Below are 25,611 nucleotides of genomic sequence, written 5' to 3' on the forward strand. Positions count from 1 at the left end.
GAGATGCCTAATGCCTCCGATACACCGGCTGGCCCGGTGTTTTCTGCTTCACTCACAAAACTCGACGAAGGTGACTGTGATCGATCTTGGCGGCAACGAATGCAGGGTTGCATTCGTCAGGTCGCGACGGCGCTCCAAGTTGTGTGGCCAAGCCCGTTTATGCGGCAAACCTTTTCCGTGCTAAAATAATTGGCAGGGACATTTAACAAAGGCGTGGAGTAGGCTACGGTTCTTCGGGGACAAGCATTTCAGAAAAAAATTTGAGGCGACATGGCAATTCACGCAGCAGTCTATCATCTGACCCACTATAAATATGACCGCCCGATCATGCTCGGGCCGCAAGTGATCCGTCTGCAGCCCGCGCCTCATTCCCGGACCAAAGTTCTAAGCCATTCGCTGAAGGTCAGTCCGGCCAATCATTTCGTCAATCTGCAGCAGGACCCCTACGGCAATTTCCTGGCGCGCTTCGTTTTCCCGGAGCCGGTGACGGAACTCAAGATCGAAGTCGATTTGATTGCCGACATGACGGTCTATAATCCGTTTGACTTTTTCGTCGAACCCGTCGCCGAGACATGGCCCTTTGCTTATCCCGACGACATAAAGGACGATTTGTCGATCTATCTGAAACCGGAGCCGATCGGACCGCTGCTCTCGAATTTTCTTGCGACTGTCGATCGCACTCCGACAAACACCGTGAATTTCGTCGTGGATCTCAATGCGCGTATCCAGCGCGAAGTTGGCTATGTCATTCGAATGGAAACCGGTGTGCAGGAACCGGAAGTGACGCTGGACGTGCGCACGGGTTCCTGCCGCGATTCGAGCTGGCTTCTGGTGCAGGCGTTACGCCATCTTGGCCTAGCGGCGCGGTTTGTTTCCGGTTACCTCATACAGTTGAAGCCCGATCTTGTTTCGCTGGACGGGCCCGCCGGCACGAGCCAGGATTTTACGGATCTCCATGCCTGGTGCGAGGTCTATCTGCCGGGTGCAGGCTGGATCGGTCTCGATCCGACATCCGGTCTGTTGACTGGCGAGAGCCACGTGCCGCTGGCTGCCACGCCGCATTATCGCAATGCGGCTCCGATCTCCGGCATGGCGGAACCCGCGAATGTCGAATTCGGCTTCGATATGCGTGTAACACGCGTCTCCGAACACCCGCGCATCACCAAGCCATTCTCCGATGAATCCTGGACAGCGCTGGATGCACTCGGTGAAAAGGTGGACGCGTTTCTCAAAGAGCGCGACGTGCGCCTGACGATGGGCGGCGAGCCGACATTTGTATCCATCGACGATTTCGAATCCGGCGAGTGGAATACCGATGCTGTCGGACCGACCAAACGCGAGAAGGCCGACAAGCTCATCCGCCGCCTGCGCGAGCGTTTCGCTCCGGGCGGGTTCCTGCATTACGGGCAGGGGAAGTGGTATCCCGGCGAAAGCCTTCCACGCTGGACGTTCTCGCTCTACTGGCGCAAGGACGGCAAGCCGATCTGGGTCAATCCGGATTTGATTGCAGCCGAGAACAGCGTGGCAAAGATCAAACCGGACGATGCGGGCAAGCTTCTGACCGGCATGGCCGAGGTGCTCGGCGTCGAGAACGAGATGGTCACGCCTGCCTACGAAGACCCGGCCGAATGGATAGTCAAGGAAGGCAATCTGCCTGCCAACGTCGATCCCTCCAATTCCAAGCTCAAGGATCCGGAAGAGCGCAGCCGCATGGCACGCGTCTTCGAACGCGGACTGACGGAACCGACAGGTTTCGTGCTCCCCGTGCAGCGCTGGAACAGTCAGGCTGCCGCAGGGCCGCGCTGGCGTAGCGAGAAGTGGACAACGCGCCGTGGCAAGCTTTTCCTGGTGCCGGGTGATTCGCCTGTTGGCTATCGCCTGCCGCTCGGCTCCTTGCCGCATGTTCCCCCATCTGAATATCCGTTTATCGTGCCCGTAGACCCATCTGTCGAGCGCGGTCCTTTGCCGGATTCGGTTGCTCAGCCTGGAGCGGCTCCTCGAGACGCGCCGCAGACCGTGGCCTCGTTCACTGCGGCCGAGGGCACACAACAGGAGCGTATCGAACAGGAGCTCGGTGAAATCGGTGGCGCGGTGCGCACGGCCATTTCGGTCGAACCGCGCAATGGCCGATTAAGCGTTTTCATGCCGCCGGTTGAGGCACTGGAAGACTATCTCGAACTTGTTGGCGCAGCCGAAGCTGCGGCGGCAAGCCTGGGCCTGCCGGTCCATATCGAAGGCTACGGGCCGCCGCAGGATCATCGCATCAATGTCATTCGCGTTGCGCCAGATCCCGGTGTCATCGAGGTGAATATTCACCCGGCGTCGAACTGGCGCGAATGCGTCGAGGTAACGACGGCTATCTATGAGGAAGCGCGGCAGACGCGGCTCGGCGCTGACAAGTTCATGATCGACGGTCGCCATACCGGTACAGGCGGCGGCAATCACGTGGTGGTCGGTGGCGAGACACCGAACAACAGTCCGTTCCTGCGCCGGCCTGATCTGTTGAAGAGCCTCGTTTTACATTGGCAGCGTCACCCAGCACTGTCCTATCTGTTCTCCGGGATGTTTATCGGGCCGACCAGCCAAGCGCCGCGGTTCGATGAAGCACGCCATGACAGCCTCTACGAACTCGAGATCGCCATGGCGCAGGTACCGTTGCCCGGCAAGGGCACGCCGCCGCTGCCTTGGCTCGTCGACCGCCTGTTCCGCAATCTGCTGGTCGATGTGACCGGCAATACGCATCGCTCGGAAATATGCATCGACAAGCTGTTTTCTCCCGATGGTCCGACCGGAAGGCTGGGTTTGGTCGAGTTTCGTGGATTCGAGATGCCGCCCAATGCCCGTATGAGCCTCGCGCAGCAATTGCTGGTGCGGGCATTGATCGCCCGGTTCTGGAATACGCCGATCGAGGGGAGTTTTGTGCGCTGGGGTACCACGTTGCATGACCGTTTCATGCTGCCGGCCTTCGTCTGGCAGGACTTTCTGGATGTACTCGCAGATCTGCGCCAGAACGGCTTTGATTTCCGTCCGGAATGGTTCGAGGCACAACTTGAATTCCGCTTTCCCTTCTGCGGCGAAATCGAGAACGAAGGCGTCAAGCTTGAACTGCGCCAGGCGCTGGAGCCTTGGCACGTCATGGGCGAGCAGGGCGCGATTGGCGGTACGGTGCGTTTCGTCGATAGCTCTGTCGAGCGGCTTCAGGTCAAGGTTGAAGGCTTCAATCCTGCCCGCCACAGCGTCGCCTGCAATGGTCGCGAAGTGCCGCTGAAGACCGACGTGCAGGGCACCGCCGTCGCCGGCGTCCGTTACAAAGCGTGGCAGCCGCGATCCGGTCTCCACCCGATGATCCCGGTCAATACGCCGCTGGTGTTCGACCTCTACGATCAATGGTCAGGACGTGCTATTGGCGGTTGCGTCTATCATGTCGCACATCCGGGCGGCCGTAGCTATGATACGTTTCCCGTGAATTCAAACGAGGCGGAAGCACGCAGGCTTACCCGGTTTGAGCCGCGCGGGCACACGGCCGGAGCTTACGAGCTCAGAAAGGAACAGCCCGCAGCGGAGTTTCCGATGACGCTTGATCTACGAAGGCCGCGGGTATGAACACAGGTATCGAAAAGCGACGATGTCAAAGGTGAGCCAAGCTCCATCCCTCGCAAGTTCCGGCCTGCTTGCAAGCTATAAGCCCCTGCCTGGTGTAGCCGACGAGATGATCGATCCATCGGGCGCGGTGCGGCCGGGCTGGGAAACACTGCTCCATACGCTCGACCAGATTGGTCCTGAAAAGCTCGCGACGCGTTTTGCCCGCGCCAACCAGTACTTGCTCGATGCCGGTGTGTTTTACCGCGTCTACGATGAGAACGGCACGCAGGAACGCGAGTGGCCGCTGGCGCATATACCGATTCTGATCAATGAGGCGGATTGGCAGACAATCACGGCTGGTCTCACACAGCGAGCTGACCTCCTGGAGGAGATCGTCGCGGATATCTATGGCGAGACAAAACTGATCCGCGATGGAATACTGCCGCCGGATCTGATTGCGTCCAATCCGGAATTCCTGCATCCGCTGGCAGGCGTAAAACCTGCGAGCGGCCATTTCCTGCATTTCTGCGCATTCGAACTTGGGCGTGCGCCTGATGGCCGGTGGTGGGTGCTGGGTGATCGCACACAGGCTGCTTCCGGTGCCGGTTTCGCGCTCGAAAACAGAGTGGCAACGACACGAGCACTTTCGGATATTTCCGGCGCCATGAACGTGCATCGCCTCGCGGGGTTCTTCAAGGATTTCCGCGATTCGCTGCAGAGCCTCGTCACCGATCCACAGGGACGTGCCGCGATCCTGACACCTGGACCCAACAACGAGACCTATTTCGAACATGCCTATATTGCCCGGTATCTCGGCTTCATGCTTCTGGAAGGCGATGACCTGACAGTCAGCAACGGCAGGGTGATGGTGCGCACTGTCTCCGGTCTCAAGCCTATCGACGTTCTATGGCGACGAATGGATGCCGCCTACATGGATCCGCTCGAGCTTAAAACCGACTCGTGGATCGGCACGCCCGGCATTGTCGGCGCACTCCGCCAGCAATCGGTCTCGCTGGTCAACGCGCTCGGCTCCGGGATACTCGAAACGCGTGCGCTGCTAGCGTTTCTGCCGGCAATTTCCAAGGCGCTGCATAATCGCGATCTCGCGCTGCCGAGCATCGCCACCTGGTGGTGCGGGCAGGAAAAGGAACGCAAGCATGTCATGGACCGGCTCGACCAGATGATGGTTGGCCCGGCACTTTCGACGCGCCTTCCTTTTGAGGATGTGGACGCGACAATGCTTGGTTCGTCGCTCGATGCCGATGCGAGGGCCGCGCTTCTCGCCCGGCTGGAGAAGGACGGACGCGGACTGGTCGGCCAGGAAAAAGTCAAGCTTTCGACCACGCCAGTCTATGTCGATGGCAAGCTGGAACCGCGGCCATTCGTGCTGCGCGTTTTTGCAGCGCGCCACAAGGACGGCTGGAGCTTCATGCCCGGCGGCTTTGCCCGGGTCGGACGCACGATGGACACGGCGGCGATTGCCATGCAGCGGGGCGGACAGGCTGCCGATGTCTGGATTACCAGCAGTGGATCCGTTCCCAAGGATACATTGCTGCCGCGCGAGGATGATACATTCCGGCGTAATGTGCCGGGCACGCTACCTAGCCGCGCTGCCGAGAATTTGATGTGGATGGGACGCTATATAGAACGCGCTGAAGGGACAGCGCGGATCCTGCGCGCCTGCCATGCCCGCTACGCAGAAGCTGCGAACATGGAAACTCCGTTGCTTGACGAAATGCGGGCCTACCTGAAACCGCTTGGCGTCAATCTCGATACGGCGATTCCAAAGGGACTGCAGCGTTCCATTGACGGCGCCATGCTCAGCGCAGGCCGCGTCCGTGACCGCTTCTCGCCCGACGGCTGGTTGGCATTGCGCGACCTGTCGAAGACGATCCACCGGTTTTCCGATGCGGTTTCGCCGGGCGATGATGCCACGCGTGCCATGACGATTATCCTGCGCAAGCTCGCCGGGTTCTCCGGCCTTGTGCATGAAAACATGTATCGTTTCACAGGATGGCGCTTCCTCGAAATCGGCCGCCGCCTGGAGCGTGGCATCCAGATGACGCGCATTCTGGCGACGCTGTCGCGGGATGATGCGGCCGAGGGTGCGCTGGAAATGCTGCTCGAGATCGGCGACAGTGTCATGACCCATCGGCGCCAGTACAGCGTCTACTCAGGCCGTCTCAGCGTGCTCGACCTTCTGGGGCTCGATCCACTCAATCCGCGCTCGATCATCTTCCAGCTTGACGCGCTTAAGACGGAGTTTGGTCTGCTGCCCGCGCGTGATGCGGACACTCACATGCCTCAATTTTCCAAGGAAGTGCTGCGTCTACATACGGAGCTTGCGATTATGGAGGCAAACGACCTCACGCCTGAAAAGCTCGAGACAATAGAATTCGAATTGGGCAATCTTTCCAATATGATTTCCGACACCTATTTCGCCTGAAGGCTTAGGCCGTACACTCATTATAGGATCGACAATGACGCCTGAAACGGCAAGAAGATGCGAGGAGAAGCGTGACGGGTGGGGGCTTTCCCCCGGCCGAGCGGTTCGACACTGCAGCTTGCAGCCGTTTCGGCGTCCGGAGGATATGGTCTTTTCGCCCGGTTACTTTGTCGCAAAAGCTCGAAAATGGATAAATATTTCCATCGCCTCTGCTCCTCGTATCCGAACGAAAAGCCTCACACCATTTCGACCCTACAATGAGTTTACGGCCTAGCATGCTTTACAATATCCGCCTTCATCTTCACTACGACTACGAGCGCTCTGCTGCGGGTGGGCGGCACCACATCCGGGTCATGCCGCAGGCGATGCCCGGCATTCAACGCATTGTTGCCTCCAGCCTCTCGTTCGATCCGGTTTCGGCGGAGCGCTCCGAATTTACGGACTTTTTCTCCACCAGCGTGACCTCGATCGTCTATCGCAATCCGCACGAGACGCTGGATGTGACGATGATGGCACGGGTGAATGTGACGCGGCCGCAGAATATGCTTGATGTTTCGCCCGATCTTGCCGGACTTCGGAAGGAGATACGCAGCGTCTGGTCGATTGCCGCCGATGCGCCGCACCATTTCCTGGCCACGAGCGCCCATGCAGCGATCGACCCGGATATCACGGCCTACGCCGCGCAAAGCCTTGTCGATGCGCGGACAGTGATGGAAGTGGTCAATGATCTCAACAAGCGCATCCATGCGGACTTCACCTATGACGGTGATGCGACAGACGTGCGCACGACCGCGCGTCAGGCATTCGATCTGAAGGCGGGTGTGTGCCAGGATTTCAGCCACGTGATGATTGCAGGACTGCGCGGACTAGGCATTCCCGCCGGTTACGTCAGCGGTTTTCTGCGAACAATCCCGCGGCCGGGCAAGGAGCGGCTGGAAGGCGCTGACGCGATGCACGCTTGGGTGCGCGCATGGTGCGGACGGGAAGCCGGATGGCAGGAGTTGGATCCGACCAACAATATGGTTGCGGGGAACGATCACATCACCATTGGCTATGGCCGCGACTACTCCGATGTGTCACCCATTGTGGGCGTGCTCAAGACAAGCGGCTCGCAAAAGGGGAAACAGTCTGTCGATGTAATCCCGCTGGAGTGAGAATCGGCATCCATATTCCGCATACTATTGAAATGGTTTTTCTTGGTTTCTGGAAATCCCGAGAATATGGTCTGCACCATGCTTCCCATTCCGCCCCTGATGCTCACCACTGGTCCCGTTCCTGCCTATCCTGAAGTCCTTGCGGCGCTGGGATCGCCGGTGCTCTATGACTATCACCCGGCATTTCAAATCTTCTATGCGGACGTCACCGAAAAGCTGCGTCAGGCGCTTCGCTGCGATACTGCTCCGGTGATCATGCAGGGTGAGGCTATTCTTGGTATCGAGGCGGCGGCAGGCGCATTGATTTCGAAAAACGATGTCGTCCTTAATCTCGTTTCCGGTGTTTACGGCAGGGGTTTTGCCATCTGGGCATCACGGTATGGCAAGGAAGTCATCGAGCTCGCTGTACCCTATGATGATGTCATCGATCCGCAGACGATTCGCGAGGCATTGAGAAAGCGGCCCGATATCTCGGTTGTGGCGCTATGCCACCACGATACGCCGTCCGGCACGCTCAATCCTTTGAACGACATCGGTGCGATCGTCGCGGAGCATGGCGCCTACCTCATTGTCGATGGCGTGTCATCCTTCGGCGGTCTGAAGGTGCATCCACAGGAAGCGCATGCCGATATCTTCATCACGTCGCCGTCGAAATGTCTTGGCAGTACGCCTGGTTTGAGCTTGATTGCGTTGAGCGAACGCGCCTGGGCGAAGATCGAAACCAATCCGGACGCGCCGGTGGCATCGTTCCTGAGCCTCCTTGCCTGGAAGGGTGCATCGGAACCCGGAAAGCCTTTTCCTGTTACGCCTTCCATTGGCGAGATTTATGCGCTGAATGCCGCGCTCGACCGCTATCTTGAGGAGGGCCCCGAAAACGTGTGGGCCCGCCACGCGCTTACCGCGGCGATCACGCGAAAGGGCCTGTTCGAGCTTGGGCTGCCCTTATGGCCCAAGGAAGAAGCTTTCTGCTCTCCGACGGCGACTGTTTTCAGGGTGCCGGAAAACATCAGCGATGTGGCTTTGCGCGATCGCCTTTTGCACGACCATGGCATTCTTGTCTCGCTCGGGCGCGGGGAGACTGCGGGCAGGGTGCTCCGTGTTGGTCATATGGGCGCTTCGGCACAGCCTGACTTCGCCCGACAATTCATCGCCGCGTTGAGCGGGATTCTATCGGAACCATTTTCCATTGATTGAGAGGATTGCAACAATGTCCCGTATCCTGTTGAACAGGCGCAGTTTTCTCGCGACCACCGCGAGTGTTGGAGCAATGACGCTTTTGCCCGAATGGGCCCGAGCGCAGGCTGCTACACCTGTCAAAGGCGGGCGTCTTATTGTGGCCGGGGATAGCGAACCGGCAAATCTCAATCCCGCCATCGTCGCATCAAATGGTGTGTTCTTCGTCGCCAGCAAGGTCATCGAGCCGCTGGCCGAACAGTCCTATGATGGAAAGGATGGTCTTGATCCGCGACTTGCAACTTCATGGGAGGGATCAGCTGATGGACTCACCGCCACGTTCCAACTGCGCGAAGGCGTTACCTGGCACGACGGCAAGCCATTCACCTCGGCGGATGTGGCGTTTTCCGCACTGGAAGTCTGGAAGAAGCTGCAAAATCTGGGGCGGGTGGTGTTCAAGAACCTCGAAGGTGTCGAGACGCCGGACGATCACACCGTTGTCTTCAAATTTTCCCAACCGACGCCATTCCAGCTAATCCGCAACGCCCTGCCTGTGGTCACCTCGGTCGTGCCAAAGCACCTCTATGAGGGCACGGATATCGCCAAGAACCCGGCCAATCAAAAGCTGGTCGGCACAGGGCCATTCAAGTTCGGCGAATACAAGCCTGGCGAATATTACCTGCTCAAGCGCAACGCCGCCTATTGGGAGAAGGACGAGCCGCTCGTCGACGAGATTGTCTATCAATTCCTGCCAGACCGCGCGGCGGCAGGCAATGCGCTCGAAGCCGAGGAGATCCAGCTGGCTGCATTCTCTGCCGTGCCGCTCGCCGATCTCGAACGCATCTCCAAGGTGCCGGGCCTGAAGGTCTATTCCAACGGTTATGAGGGACTTACCTACCAGTTGATCGTCGAAATCAACCATCGCCGCAAGGAACTCGCTGATGTCAAGGTGCGTCAGGCACTGGCGCATGCGATCGATCATGATTTCGTCGTCAAAACGATCTTCCTGGGCTATGCGAAGTCCTCGACGGGGCCGGTGCCAGCCTACGACAAGACATTTTTCGAACCCAATGTGACGAAGTACGCTTTTGACCCTGCGAAAGCCGAGGCTTTGCTGGATGAGGCTGGCTACAAACGCGGTGCGGACGGAAACCGCTTCAAGTTGAAGCTATTGCCTGCGCCTTTCTTCAATGAAACCAAGCAGTTCGGCGACTATCTTCGGCAGGCGCTGGCCAAGATCGGCATCGATGCGCAGATCGTCAGCAACGATACGCCAGCACACCTGAAGGCGGTCTATACCGACCATGATTTCGACATTACCGTCGCGACGCCGGTCTATCGGTCCGATCCGGCGATTTCGACGACGATCCTTCTCGAAGGCGGCCTGCCGGCGGGCGTGCCTTTCTCCAACCAGTATGGTTATGCAAACGCGGAGGTCGACAAGCTGATCAAGGATGCCGCCTCCGAGATCGATGCCGACAAGCGCGCCGGGCTTTACAAGGAGCTTCAGAAAAAGGTGGCCGACGACCTGCCGCTGATCAATGTCGCCGAATTCTCCTTCATTACCGTGGCGCGCGACAGCGTGCAGAATGTCTCGAACAATCCGCGCTGGGCCGTATCCAACTGGTCGGATGTGTGGCTGAAGGGGTAGCGGAAACCTAGGCCGTCCAGTCTTCGACCTTCAGGCCGTCCAGTCTTTTGAACTCGCGTACATTGTTGGTGATGACGGTCAAGTCACGGGCTTTGGCTTGCCCTGCGATAAGCACATCGTAAGGTCCTATCGGCGCACCGGTTTGGGCGAGTGCGCTGCGCAACTCTCCCGATACGCGTGCGTCTTCCTGATCGAATTCCAGAATGGGAAAATCAGTGAGAAGCAGGCGCAGAGCTTCCAGATTGAAGGAAACTTTCTGGCTTTTATAAACGCCAAAATAGAGTTCGTGCGCAACGATCGAGGGGATACCAATCTCCCCTTCGCGTTTTTCGAGAATGAGGCGGACCAAAGTGTCCGATCTACGCGAGACCAAGTGAATGACAGCGTTGGTATCGAGAACATACCGCATCATTTGAACAGGTCGTCCAGTTCTGGCCGGCCCTGTTCGGGTGGTTGCTCGCGCCCATCACCAAAAAAGTCTTCACTGAAACCATGGTCGAGAGCCGCTTTAAGCGAGCTCCAGGCCTCCTTGTCGGGCTTGTGGGGACGCAGGATGAGCGCGTCGCCCTCGCGAGAAATTTCAACTTCGTCGACATTCAAGCGGAATTCTTTCGGCAGGCGAACGGCCTGCGAATTGCCCGAGTTAAACACTTTTGCAATCTGCGGCATATGCATATCCAGTGAAAGAGAAGCGTATATGCTAATTTGTATATACGACCCGGCTTGTTCATGCAAACGCGTTTGTTTTTCCCCGGCAATCCCTCTAGACTCAACACTTATTCGCGCCAGCCGGAGTCCTCCTTGCCGCCTCTCGTTTCCTTTTTCCTGAGACGTCTCTTGGCGACGCTTCCAGTTCTATTCGTAGTGCTGGCCGGGAGCTTCCTTTTGCTTGAGGCGGCGTCCGGCGATGCCGTGGATTCCTATGTGGCTCGATCCGGCAGCATGGACGCTGAGCAGATTGCACAACTGCGCCAGGAATGGGGCCTCGACCAAGGGCCAGCTTACCGCTTCAAGGCCTACGCATCGGCGCTCGCCCGAGGCGATCTTGGCTGGTCCACAGCCTTCGAACGGCCTGTTGCCTCGGTCATATTGGAACGCTTGCCCGTCACATTGATGCTCATGGGCGTGGCCACGGCGCTGGCCTTCTTCATCGGGTCGCTGCTCGGCGTGGTCGCCGGGGCAAATCCTGGATCGTTTCGCGACCGCTTTTTGTCGATCGGTTCGCTCGCGCTTTATGCGGTTCCAGGCTTCTGGCTAGGTCTGGTGCTTATCGTGATCTTTGCAGTCGATTTGCGCTGGCTGCCAATCGGCGGCATTGAATCGGTCGCGTCGGGGAAGACAGGTCTTGCGCGCATTGCCGATATCGGCGCGCATCTGATCCTGCCGGTTGCTTCGCTCGCCATGGTCTACCTCGCGCTTTACCTGCGCTTGATGCGCGACCGGATGAGCGAGATCTGGCGCGATCCTTTAGTCAACGCACTGAAAGCGCGTGGGTTGAGCCGGGGGCGGATCATCTGGCGGCATGTGGCGCGCAATGCAGTTTTGCCGGTTATTACCATGCTTGGCTTGCAGGCCGCGGCGATGCTGGGCGGCAGCGTCGTGGTGGAGAGTGTGTTTGCCATTCCCGGCTTCGGCCGATTGGCGGCAGAGGCAGTGGCGCGCCGCGATACGCCGTTACTGCTCGGGGTAATTCTGTGCAGCGCCATCACGGTGGTCATCGTCAATCTCCTCGTCGATCTCGCCTATGGCAAGCTTGATCCGCGCGTAAGGGTTGGGCGATGAGGTTTTCGCGGATGCTCAACTGGGAGGGACGCGCAGGCGCAGTCGTGCTCGCGGCGCTCATCCTGATGGCGTTGCTTGCGCCATGGATCGCGCCGGGTGACCCTCTGGCGATTACCGGTGAGCCTATGCTGCGCCCCTTCGCATCCGGTGCACACATACTTGGTACCGATCGTCTTGGCCGTGACGTGTTTGCCGGTCTACTGCATGGCACGCGCACGACACTGCTGGTCGCCTGCTTCTCTGCGGCTGCGGCATTGGTCGTCGGCAGCATCGTTGGCACGCTGGCCGGATATTCGGGTGGTCTTGCCGATTCAGTACTGATGCGCATCACCGAAGCTTTCCAGACCGTGCCGAGTTTCCTTCTGGCACTTGCCGCGATCAGTGTCACTGGCCCGAGCGTTCCGACGCTGATCTTTGCCATCAGCCTTGGAACCTGGACGCAAGCCGCCCGGGTAACGCGGGCGGAGGTCCTGTCGTTGCGCGAGCGCGATTTTGTTGCCGCGGCGCGCACACTCGGCATGCGCCCGCTCGAAATCGCCTTCCGCGAAGTGCTTCCCAATGCGTTCGGGCCAACGGTATCGCTTGCGGCCATTTCCGTCGCCACTGCGATCCTCATCGAAGCTGCATTGTCGTTCCTCGGTTTCGGCGACCCTAACCGGGTGACGTGGGGCAGCATGATCGCCGAAGGCCGCACAGTCTTGCGCGCCGCGCCCTATCTTTCGATTGTTCCGGGTATCGCTCTGGTGGTCACTGTTCTGGGCGTACATTTGCTTGGGCGAGGGCTGTCACGGACCGAAAGATTGCAGCCATGACAGAGACTTACCTGCATGTCCGGAATCTTTGTGTAAGCTATGGCGATACCGCCGCCTTGCATGATGTGTCTCTCGATCTTGCCAAGGGGGGTAGGCTGGCCGTCATTGGCGAGAGCGGCTCGGGAAAGTCCACGCTGGCCATGGCGATTGCAGGTCTGTTGCCCAGATCGGCGAGAACAGGGGGGGCAATCGAGTTTCCGGGGTTCTCGCATGTTCCAAAACTCGGCAAGGACATTGGCGTGCTGTTTCAGGACCCGAGCGGCAGTCTCGATCCGGTGATGAAGGTAGGCGACCAGATCGCCGAAGTGGTTATGACGCATCTGGGAACAGGTTGGATATCGGCGCGGGTCCGGGCGGTGGAATTGCTTGATCGCGTGCGCATCCCGAAGGCACTCTCGCGGCTCAACAGCTATCCGCATGAGTTCTCCGGCGGACAAAAGCAGCGTATCGCGCTTGCCGCTGCCTTGGCGGGCAATCCCTCGTTGCTCATCGCCGACGAGCCGACCAGCGCGCTCGACACGGTCGTCCAGAGACACATCGTCAATCTGCTCGACGAACTGGTGCGCGATAGCGGCCTGACGCTGCTGTTCGTCACGCATGATATCGCGTTGGCTTCCGAGCGGGCCGACCAGATCGCGGTTCTTTACAAAGGCAAGCTGGTGGAGGCGGGTTCGGCGGCCAAGGTGCTTGGCCGACCGGAGCATCCCTATACGAAAGCTTTGATCGGCACGCATATCGGGTTGGATACGCCGCGCCGTAAGCGATTAACCGAGATCGATGCGAGCGAGCTGCAATGACGGAAACCTCGCGTGCATTGCCGGTATTGGAGGTCAACAATCTTGCCAGGCGCTTTGGCGATCGCGGCGCGGCAGGGCTGAAGGATGTGACTTTCGCCATCGCGCAAGGTGAAACCTTGGCGATCGTTGGCGCTTCGGGTTCCGGCAAGACGACGCTGGCGCGGCTGATCATGCGGCTTGCAAACCCGGATGCGGGTTCGATCCAACTTCATGGCCGGGATATCACGCGGTTGCATGGCGAACCCCTGCGGCGCATGCGTTCGCAATTTCAGATGGTGTTTCAGGATGCGTTGGCTGCGTTCAATCCTCGGGCCAGCGTTCGCCGCATTCTGGAAGATCCTTTGCGGATACACGGACTTGCCGAACCAAAGGATTTTGACACATCCATTGATGCGGTTCTCGAACGCGTTGGCCTTGGCACCGAGTCCAAACAACGTTTGCCGCTCGAACTTTCCGGTGGCCAGCGCCAGCGGGTCGCTATCGCCCGGGCAATCCTGACCAAGCCCGATCTCATCGTGCTCGACGAACCTGTCTCCGCACTCGACGTTTCAGTACGCGCCCAAATCCTCAACCTTCTCTTCGATCTGCAGGATGAGACAGGTGTCGCCTATCTCTTCATTTCACACGATCTTGCCGTCGTGCGGGCGTTCGCCGACCGGATGATCGTGATGGATGAAGGCCGTATCGTCGAAAACGGCACCACGGAAGGGGTGCTCACCGCGCCGCAAGCAAAAGCGACGCGGGTGTTGATCGATGCCGTGCCCCGATTGATCAGATGAGACCGTACTGCTCCGCCTTGTTGCGCAGGAAGGGCAGGCCATTGCCCATGACCTCTGCCTCATCCTTGGCAACGGGGCGCCACACGGCCAGGCCGTAGGCAACTTCCGGCGGCATATTGATGAAACTTTCCATCGCAAGCCCGCCCTTGAAACCTATTGCCGCGAGCGCCGCATAAATCTCGTCCCACGGGCAGTTGCCGTAACCCGGCGTTCCCCGGTCGCTCTCGGAAAGGTGGATATATTTCAGGTGTTCGCGCGCGTCGAGAATGCCATTGGCAGCGCCTTTTTCCTCGATATTCATGTGATACGTATCGAGGTGAACGAAGATGTTTTCGGCGCCAACGCGCTCGACCATCTGCACCGCCTGCCAGCCGGTATTTATGAGATGGTTTTCATAGCGGTTGACCGCCTCTACGCCAAGCTCGATGCCGAGTGTCTTGGCGTGTTTCGCCGCCGCGGTGAGCACGCGTGCGATATTCTCATATTCGCCTTCCGTAGGCGGCACGCCTGTCCGCTCTCCGATGCCGCCAAAGATGACGCCTGAAAGCGCCACGGCGCCCATTTCGGCGGTCTTGTCGATGGCCACCCGCAGATGTTCAATTGCAGCGTCGGGACGAACGGAGGCCCAGGCCGATTCCGGCAGACCGAGCGAGCAGACGGCCGGCAGTTCATGCTTGTCCAGAAGCGCGCGTGTGTGCGCTGCATCGACGGCCGGAGCGTTGAGCAGTGCGATCTCGATGAAATCCATCTTGTATTTCACCGCTGCCGCAATGGCTTTTTCGGCACCGGCGCGGTCCCAGTTCATCGTCCACATGCTGGTGTGAACGCCAAATCCGTGAACAGACATTTTCTTATCCTTTTCTGCGATTGAAAATCATGAGCTGAGCGGCGAGCCAACGTAGGATCATGACGGCGATCAGGAGGATGCCCCAGACCGCGGTTGCCAGATGCTGGTTGGCTCCCATGAGGTTGAGTCCCGACGAGAGAAGCTGAAGCACCACCAGGGCGACGAAGACCGGGATCACACGTCCGAACCCGCCGAACGGATTAACGCCGCCGAGGAAGCAGGCGAGAACGGTGATCAACAGGTAGGACTCGCCGTGGCCGACGCGCACGGAATTGAAACGCGCCAGCATGATGATGCCTGCGACCGCGGACATTGCGCCAGAGAGTGTGTAGACCAGCACAAGTACCTTGCGGGTGTTGACGCCAGAATAGCGCGCTGCGTCGATGTTGGAGCCAATCATATAGGTGTTGAAGCCGAGCTTCAGCCGCGTCAACAGCACGTGCCAGACGAGCACGCACACGATGAATATCAGGAGTGGTATGGGAATGCCCGCAAGGCTGCCGTGACCTATTGGCTGCAGGAAGGCAGGAAATCCCGAAATATCGCCACCACGGGTCAGGAACTCGCCGAGACCACGAACAAAGATCATCATCGACAGCGAGACGAGAATGGGATGGGCGCGCGTATAGGCTATGACCAGACCCATCACGACACCTGTCGCAGCGCCCACGGCGATTGCCAGGATGCACCCCAAGACGAACGAAGCCATGCCTGCGTCGACACCGCCATTGGCTTGAAGCACCCAGGCGACCGTGAGACCCGCGAGGTTCGCCGTGAAAGTGATTGCGAGGTTGAGACCGCCGGTCAAAACCGGAAGCAGCATCGCAAGGGTCAGCAGGCCAAGTTCTGGCAGCTGGAACGCTACCGATCCGAACGTTGCAGAGCTGAGGAATTGCGGAGACGCGAGACTGAAGAACAGCATCACGGCCACGAAGGCCAAGCCCGGTCCTGCTATTTCCGGGCCGAGAAACTCTTTGATGCGGTTGACGGCCGTGTTCATCGGCGGGCTCCTCGCATGAACGGCAGCAACTTTTCGATGCTTGTGTTCGACAGCGTGATGGCGATTAGGATGATCGCGCCGACGATCATCTTGAAGGCGAAGGGCGATACGCCGAGGAGGTTCAATCCATTCTGGGTGATGGCGATGAGTAGGACGCCGAGGACGCAGCCCAGAACCGATCCCTTGCCGCCGCCAAGCCTTGCGCCGCCAAGAACGACCGCCGCCAATACGTCGAGTTCCCGCCCGTAAAGGGCATTGGGCACAACCTCCTGCGCGTAATGGGCCTGGATCAGACCGGCTATCCCTGCCATCATCCCGAGCCATCCGAACGCGATGAATTGCATGGCTCCGATATTGATGCCGAAGCGGCGAGCGCCCTCCGGATTATCACCGAAGGCATATAGCTGCCGCCCGGTCGTGGTTCGCGTTGTGAACAGCCATGTCGCAACGACACAGATCACCATGACGAGGACGGGCAAGGTTATCTCCGCCCATGTTCCGTCGGCCATCTCGTGTTCGAACAACACCACCCTCTCAGTCAGCCAATCGGGCAGATCGTAGATCGATACGCCTTGCGTGAAGAACATCAAAAGCCCGAAATAGATATTGAAGGTGGCGATGGTGGCGACGATGGAAATGATGCGAAAGCGGTGGATCAGAAAGGCGTTGAATGCCCCGAGCAATATGCCGAGGCTTCCGGCGATGAGGAGCCCGCTGATCCAGCCGCCGCCACCGATGTAACCGAGGATCAGGGCGGTGACGTATTGAACAACCGACGCGGCAACCGCGAACGAGATATCGATGCCGCCCGCAATCAGCACGACCAGAAGCCCGACGGCGAAGATGATGTTGACGGAACTTGTGTTCAGAAGATCGAATGCGTTACCCAAGGAAAAGAAACTGTCCGTGGTCAGCGAAAGAACCACGCAGATGGCGGCTATGACGGCGAGCAGCGCGAACTCGGTCGCGTGGGATTGAACGAGCTTACGCATAGACGGCGGCCTCGATGTCCTGGAGACTGCACGACTGCGGATCGAACCATCCCGCAATCTGGCCTTGCGCCATGTGCAGGACCCGGTCCGCGTTGAAATAAACTTCGGGAACCTCATCCGAGATCAGGATGATGGCAAGACCGCTCTCGGCGAGCTTCGCCACGATTTCGAAGATGCCGGCGCGGGCGCCCACATCGACACCGACCGTCGGCGCATCGAGGATGAGGAGCTTCGGGTCCGTTGCCAACCATTTGGCGATCGCAATGCGCTGCTGATTGCCACCGGACAAGGTCGAGACCGCATCGCTTTGCCGGCCGATCTTCACACCGAGATCGGCGATCCACCGCGCAACCAGCTGTCGTTTTCGATCGTCGGACAAGAGCCCGCCCGATTTGATGCGATCAAGCGAGGCTATCACCAGATTGTCAGCGATTGACTGCGGCTGAATAAGTCCAAGCGACAGGCGGTCTTCGGAGAGATAGGCGATGCCTGCCTTGATCGCGTCGCGGTTAGAGGAAAAGCGTACAGGTTTGCCATGCAGCGAGACAGATCCGGACCGGGGCTTCAGCATTCCGAACAGCGCTAGCGCAAGTTCCGTTCGTCCTGCGCCGAGCAGTCCGGTTATACCGAGCGTTTCACCGCTGCGCACGTTGAATGAAATATCGTGGAATTGTCCCGGGCGCGAAAGTCTTTTGACTTCGAGAACGATCGGATTATCCCGAACTGACTTTGCCCGCACTTGCTGATCAAAATTCTTGCCGGTCATCAGCTCGGTAACACGTGACTGTGTCATTCCTTCCACGGGGTAGACCCCGACCAGGGCACCATCACGCAGCACGGTGAGACGGTTGGAGATTTCCAGTACTTCGGCCAGACGATGGCTGACGAATACAACTGCAACACCCGACGCCGACAACGAGCGGACGATCTCGATCAAATGATCGGTTTCGGACTGCGTCAGGGAAGCTGTCGGTTCGTCCATGAAAACGAGCTTCGCTTCGCCGACGAGCGCGCGGGCGATAGCCACGATCTGGCGCTGCGCAATCGAATAATCTTTTAGGGGTGCATCGACATCCAGCGCGACCCCAAGGCGCTGGAGCGCTTTGACCGCGATATCACGCATGGTGCGATAGTTGACGAACCGCGGCCAGCGGCCGATCACGGTCTGGAAAGCGATGTTTTCCGCAACGGTCATTTCAGGAAACAGGGCGAGGTCCTGCCAGATCACCTGAATTCCGCTGGCTTGGGCAGTGACGGGAGACATATGCGAATAGGTTTGCCCGTCATATTCGATGACGGCGCCGTCCTCCGGACGATAGACCCCGGTTATGATCTTGATGAGCGTACTCTTGCCGGACCCGTTTTCCCCTGCAAGACAATGGACTTCACCCGGCAGCACTTCGAAGCTCACATTCTTGAGCGCCTTGATGCCGCCGAAGGTCATATTGATATTGTGCAACGACAAGAGGGGCTTCGCGCCCGTGCCCGGAATGTCCGCCATTATGGTGCCTGTCAAAATCGGAGACTTGATGCTGCCGGCGTAGTCACACCGGCAGCAGAACCAGTGCTGATCAAAGACCCATCTTGGCCAGATCGGCCACGGTTTCCTTGTTGATCGGCACAAGCTGGTCGACGATGATGTTATGGTTCTCGACGTCAGGGTGGATTACACCGAGACCCTCGATATCGTCGCCGTCTTTCAGTTTTTCACCCTTCATCAGCTTGTCAGCAAGCGTGACAAAGACTTCGCCTGCCTGCTTCGGATTCCACATGAATCCGCCCGAGATGGCACCGGATTTAATGAGCTTTTGTCCCTGGCCCGGCGAGAAAGGTCCCAGCACGAAGATTTCACCGGTCTTGCGCCGTTCTTCGATTGCGCGACCTGCACCGATCGGACCCTGGCTGCCGAACGCCAGGAAGCCCTTGAGGTCGGGATGCGCCGAAATGAGGTCGAGCGCCGTCGAGCGGCTCTTGTCCACGTCTTCGGCAACGCCGTAGCGCTCGCCGACGAGCTTCATGTCCGGATAGTTCTTCTTGATATATTCGTTGGCAGCATCAGCCCATGCGTTGTGCAGGGGAACGGTCAGCGATCCAACGAAAACGGCATATTCGCCCTTGCCGCCCATTTTTTCCGCCAGAAGCTTGGCGTGCGCTTCACCGAAACCGGTCGCAGAGGCGAGTTCGAAATCCCAATCGGCGCCCTTTTGGCTCGGCGACTCGTGGGTGATGACGATGATGCCCTTTTCCTTGGCTTTGCTGAGCACCGGTTCCAGAACCTTGGCATCGTTCGGCACAACGCCGATGACCTTCACGCCTTGCGCAATCAGATCCTCGATGGCGCGAACCTGAAGCGCTGGATCGGCACTTGTCGGCCCGACCATGAAGGCATCGACACCGAGCTTTTTGCCCTGTTCCTTGATGCCTGCATCCATGGCGTTGAACCATGGAATACCGCCGATCTTGACGACGATACCAACCTTGCCGCTGTCGGCGGCAAGGGCCGTGAAGGCGCCCGCCAAAGACAGCGATGCCGCAACGGCGGCGATTACAAATCTTTTCATTGTTTCCTCCTCCATGTGCTCCCCACGGGAGCTTAACATCCAATCGGGCTGCGGTCATTGGCAGAACCGGAATGGCCCTGGAAAACCCACGCTCGATCACCGCCTCCTCACGCTGCGATGTCTGCACCACCGATGTTGCATTTTTGCACAATCGATGGTGCAATGAATATCATTTAGTTTGCCACTTTCGTCAAGCGGTGTTTGGCAGTAGGAGAAATCATGGAACATCAACCGAAGAAAAAGGCGACGATCTACGACCTTTCGGTGCTTTCCGGGAGTTCGCCATCGACGGTCAGCGCGGTTCTCAACGGCACCTGGCGCAAGCGCCGGATCAAGGAAACTACAGCTGAGCTGATACGCGATCTGGCCGATCAGCATCAGTACACCGCGAACCTGCAAGCGCGGGGGCTGCGCAGTTCGAGGTCTGGCCTTGTCGGCCTTCTGCTGCCTGTTCACGACAACCGCTATTTTTCATCGATGGCACAGTCGTTTGAGGCGCATGTTCGCAGCCGTGGACAGTGTCCCATCGTCGTCAGTGCCTGCCGTGATCCGGAGGAGGAAAGGCGAACGGTGGAAACGCTGATTTCCTATTCGGTCGACGAGCTGATCGTGGCGGGCGCTACAGATCCCGACGGTGTCCATGCCGTTTGCATCGGGTCCGGCCTCAAACACGTCAATATCGATCTGCCAGGCAGCAAGGCGCCCTCCGTGATCAGCGATAATTATCAGGGCGCACGCATGCTGACGGAGGCGATAATTCGCCATTTCAGCGATGATCTGAAACTTGGCCCCGACGAACTGTATCTGTTTGGCGGCCGCGACGATCACGCGAGCCGGGAACGTATTCGCGGATTTCGCGCCATCAAACGCGAACTGATGCAGGGCGATTCAGACAAATGCATAGAACCGACCGGCTACTCCCCCAATATGGCGCAGATCGCTTTCGAACGCTTCTACGAGCGGGAAGGGAAGCTGCCGCGAGGATTGTTCATCAATTCGTCCATCAATTTCGAAGGCCTTCTGCGTTTCATGGCCCAGCACCCGAACGAAGCTTTCATGGATATTGTGGTCGGCTGTTACGATTACGATCCGTTCGGATCGTTTCTGCCGTTCCCGGTTATCATGATCCGTCAGGATATCGAAGGGATGATCACGAAGGCGTTCGAGATCATGGCGGAGAACCGTCCGTCAGTGCAGACTTACCTCATCCAGCCGGAACTTGTGCCGCCGCGGACCGCGCTCAAGGGACCTCTCGATGCCATCAAGGATATAGCGTAGGCGGCTTCGGCCGCGTGAACAAATAACGCCCCACCGAAGCAGGGCGTCAAAGTCTTGATGAAAAGTGTTTAGGCAGGACGTCGCGTCGCTGAGAGATACCCCGTTATCGGGAAACTACCTGCAACGGGCTGTATAAATATGACCGCGACTGTTACGATATTGACAGTTGCCGTTTCGCAGATTTCGAACCAACAGTCCGCCAAGAGCGCCAGCCCCGGCGCCAATCAAAGCACCTTTGCCGCCACCGGCGATTCCGCCGATTGCCGCGCCTGCCACCGTGCCAATACTGAGGTCTTTTTCTGTCGTCGTGCAGGCCGAAAGCATAAACAATGCCGCCACAGCAGCAATTAATGTTCGCATATCAACAATCCCCTTTGCGATTCCACAATTTGCTTGGCCCCCACGCTGGAATAGCGAAGCCGTAGATATCTTACGTCGCAAAAACCACGTTAGGCAATAGTGCTAAAATTCGCGCCGCAGCGGGCCATGTCTTGGCGATCCGCGTCCAGTTGAGACGTTAGAGGTTAAGGTGGTTAAGTGGGGAAGGGTTGACGACGAGCCAATGGCGCGCTCCACATAGGCGGAAAATGACCAATCGTTGCCGTGGGATTTGGGAAGAGGTAGCCAGCTACTGTTTTCACTGGTCGGAGTGAGAGGATTCGAACCTCCGACCCCGTCGTCCCGAACGACGTGCGCTACCAGGCTGCGCTACACTCCGTGACCAGTACGCGGGGTATATAACGTCCGGTTTCAGCGCCTGCAAGTTGTTTCCTTCTCACATCAGTTACACGAGTGGTAATCCACTTGCACAGGTAAAACAGCCAATTTGCCTACTGTGATCGAAGCGCAAAGTCTTGTATCGATTGAAAAAGCGAGGTTTGGGGCGCTCGAACAGCGGGAATGCGATCGATGGCGGCAGAAAAGCAAAAGATCATCAGCTTTGTCATGAGCGGCGGTGTTGGTTCGAGGCTCTGGCCGCTGTCGCGTGAGGATTTTCCCAAACAATTCCACAATCTTTCCGGGCAAGGCTCGATGCTGCTGCGAACGGTCAAGCGCATGGGCGCCCGGGTCGAAGCTGGCGCTGTGCCGGTGTATTTGCTGGCCTCGGAACGGCATGCGAACCGAATCAGCCAAGACCTTGCCGGAATTGATCTTGCCGGTGGCCGGCCGATTCTCGAACCGATGGGCCGTAACACCGCGTCTGCAGTCGTGCTGGCAACGGAAGTAACCCTGCGCGAGCATGGCGATGAACTTGTTCTGGTTGTGCCTTCTGATCATGAGATCACCACGGATCGTGACTTCTGGAACACGGTCGAGGCGGGTATCGAAGCGGCGAAAGCCGGGCGGATCGTCGTTTTCGGTATCCAGCCGGACCGACCGGAAACCGGCTTTGGCTATATCGAAGTGGGCCCGCTGACGGAGACTATCCGCGATGTGGTGCGTTTCGTCGAGAAACCCAACGAGCACACCGCCAAGCAATACCTTGAATCCGGAAATTTCCTCTGGAATGCGGGTATTTTCCTCTTCCGCGCTAGTATCATGCGCGATGCCTTCAAAACACATGCTGCCGATATTTGGGAGGGCGCCATTGCTGCGCTCGACAAGGCGGACACCAACATATCCGGCACGTATCTGCCGCACGATCTCTATGCTGCCGTACCATCCATTTCGGTTGACTATGCCATCATGGAACGGGCTTCGGACATCGCACTTGTTCCGGCGAAATTCCGCTGGAATGATCTTGGTTCCTGGCAATCGCTACTGGAGGTTGGTTCGGTCGATGGCAACGGCAATGTAATTGTGGGCGATGTGGTGGCGATCGATTGCGAGCATAGCTATCTACGGAGTGACGGCCGTCTGCTTTCTGCGGTCGGGCTGCGTGACACGGCTGTGGTCGCCACGGCGGATGCGACATTCGTCGCGCCGGTCAATGAGAGCCAGAATGTCCGCAAAATCGTCGAGCAACTGGAGAAGACAGGGCGTCTCGAAACAAAATTTACGCCCGCGCAGGATCGCCTGCCCCAGGTCGGAGCTTATGGCAACAGGGTGCGGCATTGGCTGTTCAGCGAGACCCTTCCTCTCTGGTCGACGGTAGGGGTAGATGACCGCCATGGTGGCTTCTACGAAGCGATGTCATTTGAAGCGACACCCATCACGAAACCAAAACGCATGCGAACAATGGCGCGGCAGATCTACGCGTTTGCCGTGGCCCACGAAATGGGCTGGGACGGACCGGCTCATGCGCTGATTGACCATGGGATCGATTTCATTACGGCCAATGGACGCACGGATCGCGGCGGCTGGATCAAAACCTTTAATCCAGATGGCAGCGTTCTTGACGCTACCGAAGATGCCTACGACCAATCATTTGTGCTCCTGGCGCTCGCTCACGCACATAGGGCCGGGCATAAAAAGGCGCTGGCTCTCGGCACGGAGACCTTCGTATTCATCGATGAATACCTCGCGGACGCACGGCTGACAGGCTTTCTGGAAACGCCGGATGACAAGGGTTTGCGCCGGTCGAACCCGCATATGCATTTGCTTGAATCATTCTTGGCCTGGCATGCCGTGACGGGCAATCGCGATTATCTGCAGCGGGCGGCACGAATCGTCGATCTCTTCCGTCATCACATGTTCGATGCGGAAACCTGGACACTTGGCGAATATTTCAGCAATGACTGGGAGCGTGCGCCAGGCGAGCAGGGCGAATGGACCGAACCCGGTCACCATTTCGAATGGGCCTCGCTGCTGGTCAATTTCGCTGCTGCATCGGGCCAGAAAGACATTGTCCGTTTTGCACGCAAGCTATATTCCTCGGCTATCGCCAATGGCTTGAACCGGGCGACGGGTCTTGCATACGGTGCGGTTTCGCGCCACGGCCTGCCGCTCGACACAAATTCACGCAGCTGGCCGCAGACCGAAGCAGTCAAAGCGGCGATGGCGCTTGACGGCAATGGCGGTCCGGACTTGAAGCCTGAAGTTGAGGCTCGAGTAGGGCGTCTTTTCCGCTGGCATATCGAACCTGCTCCAAAGGGGTTGTGGATCGACCTCATCGACGAGACGGGCCGCGCCAAGGCCGAAGATGTTCCGGCCTCGATCTTTTACCACCTTGTCAGCGCCTTGACGCAATACGTGGATTACGTGGGGAAGAGGCCCTAGTAAGGGCTCTCTACCTTGCCGGTTTCGACATAGACCGACTTGATCTGGCTATAATGATAAAGCGCGGCAAGGCCGTTCTCGCGGCCAACGCCGGATTGCTTGAAGCCACCGAACGGCATTTCCACCGGTGCAAGATTATAGGTGTTGATCCAGCAGGTGCCTGCCTTGAGTTGGCTGATCACGCGGTGCGCGCGCGACAGGTCCTTGGTGAACACACCGGCTGACAAGCCGAACTCCGTATCGTTGGCGCGGGCGATGACTTCGTCCTCCTCCTGAAAATCGAGGACTGCCATCACCGGCCCGAAGATTTCTTCCTGCGCGATCACCATATCATCGGTTACATTGGTGAAGATGGTCGGTTCGACGAAGCATCCGCCCTCGAAGCCCTGCATCTTTGGAACGCCGCCACCGAAATGCAGCGTGGCACCTTCGGCCTTACCCTTTTCGATATAGGACACGACCTTGTCGCGCTGGGAAGCGTTGACCAGCGGACCGAGATGGATATCCGGATCGAGTGGATCACCGAGGCGAATCGCCTTCGTGCGCGTGGTCAGACGGTCGAGGAACTGCTCCTTGATGCCACCCTGCACGAAAACGCGCGTGCCGTTGGAGCACACCTGGCCGGTTGAATAGAAATTGCCAAGGAGTGCACCGCCGACTGCGTTTTCCACGTCGGCGTCGTCGAAAATGATCAACGGAGATTTGCCGCCGAGTTCCATGGTTGCGTGCTTCATATGCGATCCGGCCTGTGCCAGCACGCGCTTGCCTGTCGGAACCGAGCCGGTCAGCGAGACCTTGGCGACGAGCGGATGATCAACCAGCTGCGAGCCGACATCGCCAAAACCCTGCAACACGTTGAACAGACCATCGGGCAGGCCAGCTTCCTTGTAGACTTCAGCCAAGGCAAGGGCCGACAGTGGTGTGTTCTCGGACGGCTTGAAGATCATGGCATTGCCGGCAGCAAGCGCTGGAGCGGACTTCCAGCCCGCACCTTGAATTGGATAGTTCCATGCGCCGATGCCGACGCAAACGCCCAAGGCCTCGCGGCGCGTGTAGGCATAGGATCCGCCAAGTTCGATCATCTCGCCATTGAACCCGGCGATGATGCCGCCGTAGAATTCCAGCGCATCTGCTGCGGACGCGGGATCGGCAACCAGCGTTTCCTGAATAGCCTTGCCGGTATCGAGTGTTTCGAGTTCGGCGATTTCGGCATTGCGGGCGCGCAGGATATCGGCGGCGCGGCGCAGGATGCGGCCACGTTCCACCGGCTTCAGCGCGGCCCAGGCTGGTTGCGCTGCGGCGGCGGCCTGCACCGCCTGCTCGATCAGCGCCGGTGTCGCGCCAAAGAGCCGGGCAATGATCTCGCCCGTTGCAGGATAGATCACATCAAGCGGCTTGCCTTCCTTGTCCTCGACGAAGCGGCCATTGATGAAATGCGATGCTAATGGCTGTGCGCGCATGGTGTTCTCCAAAAAAAATCCGTGAGGTCGGCCTGCAAACGTCGGCTTTCTGCGCTTCCGGTGCTCACGTACGAAGAGCACGCTCCGCTCCGGTTCTCGCAATCCGTCATTTTCGGCTCGTCCTGACGGATTTTTGAG

Annotated in this window: 20 protein-coding genes and 1 tRNA gene; 11 read left to right on the top strand and 10 right to left on the bottom strand. The window is 58.4% G+C overall.

All coding sequences use genetic code 11. The features are described 5' to 3' along the window. The first annotated feature begins 270 nt into the window (after positions 1-270). From PHA01_RS02440 to PHA01_RS02460, 5 genes are all read left to right on the top strand, one after another. Positions 271-3,603, top strand: coding sequence for a transglutaminase family protein (locus PHA01_RS02440; protein WP_271893113.1), 3,333 nt, complete (start codon positions 271-273; stop codon positions 3,601-3,603). 22 nt (positions 3,604-3,625) lie between these two features. Further along, positions 3,626-6,028 (top strand): circularly permuted type 2 ATP-grasp protein, encoded by a 2,403-nt coding sequence (locus tag PHA01_RS02445; protein WP_271893115.1) that lies wholly within the window; start codon positions 3,626-3,628, stop codon positions 6,026-6,028. A gap of 275 nt (positions 6,029-6,303) precedes the next feature. Beyond that, the gene (locus PHA01_RS02450) at positions 6,304-7,182 is read left to right on the top strand and encodes a transglutaminase family protein (protein WP_271893117.1); all 879 of its coding nucleotides are present in this window, start codon (positions 6,304-6,306) and stop codon (positions 7,180-7,182) included. Between the two features lie 66 nt (positions 7,183-7,248). Continuing rightward, complete coding sequence (gene ppaT, locus PHA01_RS02455) at positions 7,249-8,376, top strand: pyridoxamine--pyruvate transaminase (protein WP_271893118.1); 1,128 nt, start codon at positions 7,249-7,251, stop codon at positions 8,374-8,376. 13 nt (positions 8,377-8,389) lie between these two features. Continuing rightward, positions 8,390-10,006 carry an ABC transporter substrate-binding protein gene (locus PHA01_RS02460; protein ID WP_271893119.1) on the top strand — a complete coding sequence of 539 codons (1,617 nt, stop codon included), beginning with the start codon at positions 8,390-8,392 and terminating at the stop codon, positions 10,004-10,006. A gap of 7 nt (positions 10,007-10,013) precedes the next feature. On the opposite strand, the gene PHA01_RS02465 is transcribed toward PHA01_RS02460, so the two are convergent. Both PHA01_RS02465 and PHA01_RS02470 read right to left on the bottom strand, forming a co-directional pair. Then, positions 10,014-10,418 carry a type II toxin-antitoxin system VapC family toxin gene (locus PHA01_RS02465; RefSeq protein ID WP_271893121.1) on the bottom strand — a complete coding sequence of 135 codons (405 nt, stop codon included), beginning with the start codon at positions 10,416-10,418 and terminating at the stop codon, positions 10,014-10,016. Beyond that, positions 10,415-10,675, bottom strand: coding sequence for an antitoxin (locus tag PHA01_RS02470; protein ID WP_271893123.1), 261 nt, complete (start codon positions 10,673-10,675; stop codon positions 10,415-10,417). Before PHA01_RS02470 ends, PHA01_RS02465 begins: the two co-directional genes overlap by 4 nt. A gap of 132 nt (positions 10,676-10,807) precedes the next feature. Here PHA01_RS02470 and PHA01_RS02475 point away from each other — a divergent pair, with 132 nt between their 5' ends. The 4 genes from PHA01_RS02475 to PHA01_RS02490 are packed head-to-tail and all read left to right on the top strand — an operon-like array spanning position 10,808 to position 14,176. Further along, positions 10,808-11,788, top strand: coding sequence for an ABC transporter permease (locus tag PHA01_RS02475; RefSeq protein WP_271893124.1), 981 nt, complete (start codon positions 10,808-10,810; stop codon positions 11,786-11,788). Then, positions 11,785-12,600, top strand: coding sequence for an ABC transporter permease (locus tag PHA01_RS02480; RefSeq protein ID WP_271893125.1), 816 nt, complete (start codon positions 11,785-11,787; stop codon positions 12,598-12,600). The genes PHA01_RS02475 and PHA01_RS02480 overlap by 4 nt, the downstream gene beginning before the upstream one ends. Further along, positions 12,597-13,397: an ABC transporter ATP-binding protein gene (locus PHA01_RS02485; RefSeq protein WP_271893127.1), complete on the top strand. Its 801-nt coding sequence runs from the start codon at positions 12,597-12,599 to the stop codon at positions 13,395-13,397. Before PHA01_RS02480 ends, PHA01_RS02485 begins: the two co-directional genes overlap by 4 nt. Continuing rightward, positions 13,394-14,176: an ABC transporter ATP-binding protein gene (locus tag PHA01_RS02490; RefSeq protein ID WP_271893129.1), complete on the top strand. Its 783-nt coding sequence runs from the start codon at positions 13,394-13,396 to the stop codon at positions 14,174-14,176. The genes PHA01_RS02485 and PHA01_RS02490 overlap by 4 nt, the downstream gene beginning before the upstream one ends. Here the strand turns inward: PHA01_RS02490 and PHA01_RS02495 are convergent. The 5 genes from PHA01_RS02495 to PHA01_RS02515 form a co-directional block, all read right to left on the bottom strand. Beyond that, entirely contained in the window at positions 14,169-15,023 is an 855-nt protein-coding gene (locus PHA01_RS02495) for a sugar phosphate isomerase/epimerase family protein (protein WP_271893131.1), read from the bottom strand. The two genes, PHA01_RS02490 and PHA01_RS02495, sit on opposite strands and share 8 nt — an antisense overlap. A 4-nt stretch (positions 15,024-15,027) precedes the next feature. Continuing rightward, a complete protein-coding gene (locus tag PHA01_RS02500; RefSeq protein ID WP_271893133.1) occupies positions 15,028-16,023 on the bottom strand; it encodes an ABC transporter permease in 996 nt (331 codons plus the stop codon). After that, positions 16,020-17,015, bottom strand: a complete 996-nt coding sequence (locus PHA01_RS02505; RefSeq protein ID WP_271893135.1) for an ABC transporter permease — start codon at positions 17,013-17,015, stop codon at positions 16,020-16,022. Before PHA01_RS02505 ends, PHA01_RS02500 begins: the two co-directional genes overlap by 4 nt. After that, a complete protein-coding gene (locus PHA01_RS02510; protein WP_271893136.1) occupies positions 17,008-18,516 on the bottom strand; it encodes a sugar ABC transporter ATP-binding protein in 1,509 nt (502 codons plus the stop codon). Before PHA01_RS02510 ends, PHA01_RS02505 begins: the two co-directional genes overlap by 8 nt. Positions 18,517-18,586: 70 nt before the next feature. Then, positions 18,587-19,576: an autoinducer 2 ABC transporter substrate-binding protein gene (locus PHA01_RS02515; RefSeq protein WP_209997625.1), complete on the bottom strand. Its 990-nt coding sequence runs from the start codon at positions 19,574-19,576 to the stop codon at positions 18,587-18,589. 219 nt (positions 19,577-19,795) lie between these two features. Here PHA01_RS02515 and PHA01_RS02520 point away from each other — a divergent pair, with 219 nt between their 5' ends. Continuing rightward, on the top strand, positions 19,796-20,854 hold the full coding sequence (locus tag PHA01_RS02520) for a LacI family DNA-binding transcriptional regulator (protein WP_271893138.1): 1,059 nt from the start codon (positions 19,796-19,798) through the stop codon (positions 20,852-20,854). Between the two features lie 114 nt (positions 20,855-20,968). Here PHA01_RS02520 and PHA01_RS02525 read toward each other — a convergent pair whose 3' ends face one another. Together PHA01_RS02525 and PHA01_RS02530 are read right to left on the bottom strand one after the other, a co-directional pair. Beyond that, on the bottom strand, positions 20,969-21,214 hold the full coding sequence (locus PHA01_RS02525) for a YMGG-like glycine zipper-containing protein (protein WP_209997623.1): 246 nt from the start codon (positions 21,212-21,214) through the stop codon (positions 20,969-20,971). A gap of 281 nt (positions 21,215-21,495) precedes the next feature. After that, positions 21,496-21,572: transfer RNA gene (locus tag PHA01_RS02530), tRNA-Pro, on the bottom strand. 191 nt (positions 21,573-21,763) lie between these two features. Here PHA01_RS02530 and PHA01_RS02535 point away from each other — a divergent pair. Next, positions 21,764-24,013, top strand: coding sequence for an AGE family epimerase/isomerase (locus tag PHA01_RS02535; RefSeq protein ID WP_271893140.1), 2,250 nt, complete (start codon positions 21,764-21,766; stop codon positions 24,011-24,013). Here the strand turns inward: PHA01_RS02535 and betB are convergent. Further along, complete coding sequence (betB, locus tag PHA01_RS02540) at positions 24,010-25,473, bottom strand: betaine-aldehyde dehydrogenase (protein WP_271893141.1); 1,464 nt, start codon at positions 25,471-25,473, stop codon at positions 24,010-24,012. The genes PHA01_RS02535 and betB overlap by 4 nt on opposite strands. Positions 25,474-25,611: the final 138 nt, after the last annotated feature.

Origin of the sequence: Candidatus Phyllobacterium onerii (assembly GCF_028331445.1) — a bacterium.
Taxonomy (GTDB): Bacteria; Pseudomonadota; Alphaproteobacteria; order Rhizobiales; family Rhizobiaceae; genus Phyllobacterium; species Phyllobacterium onerii.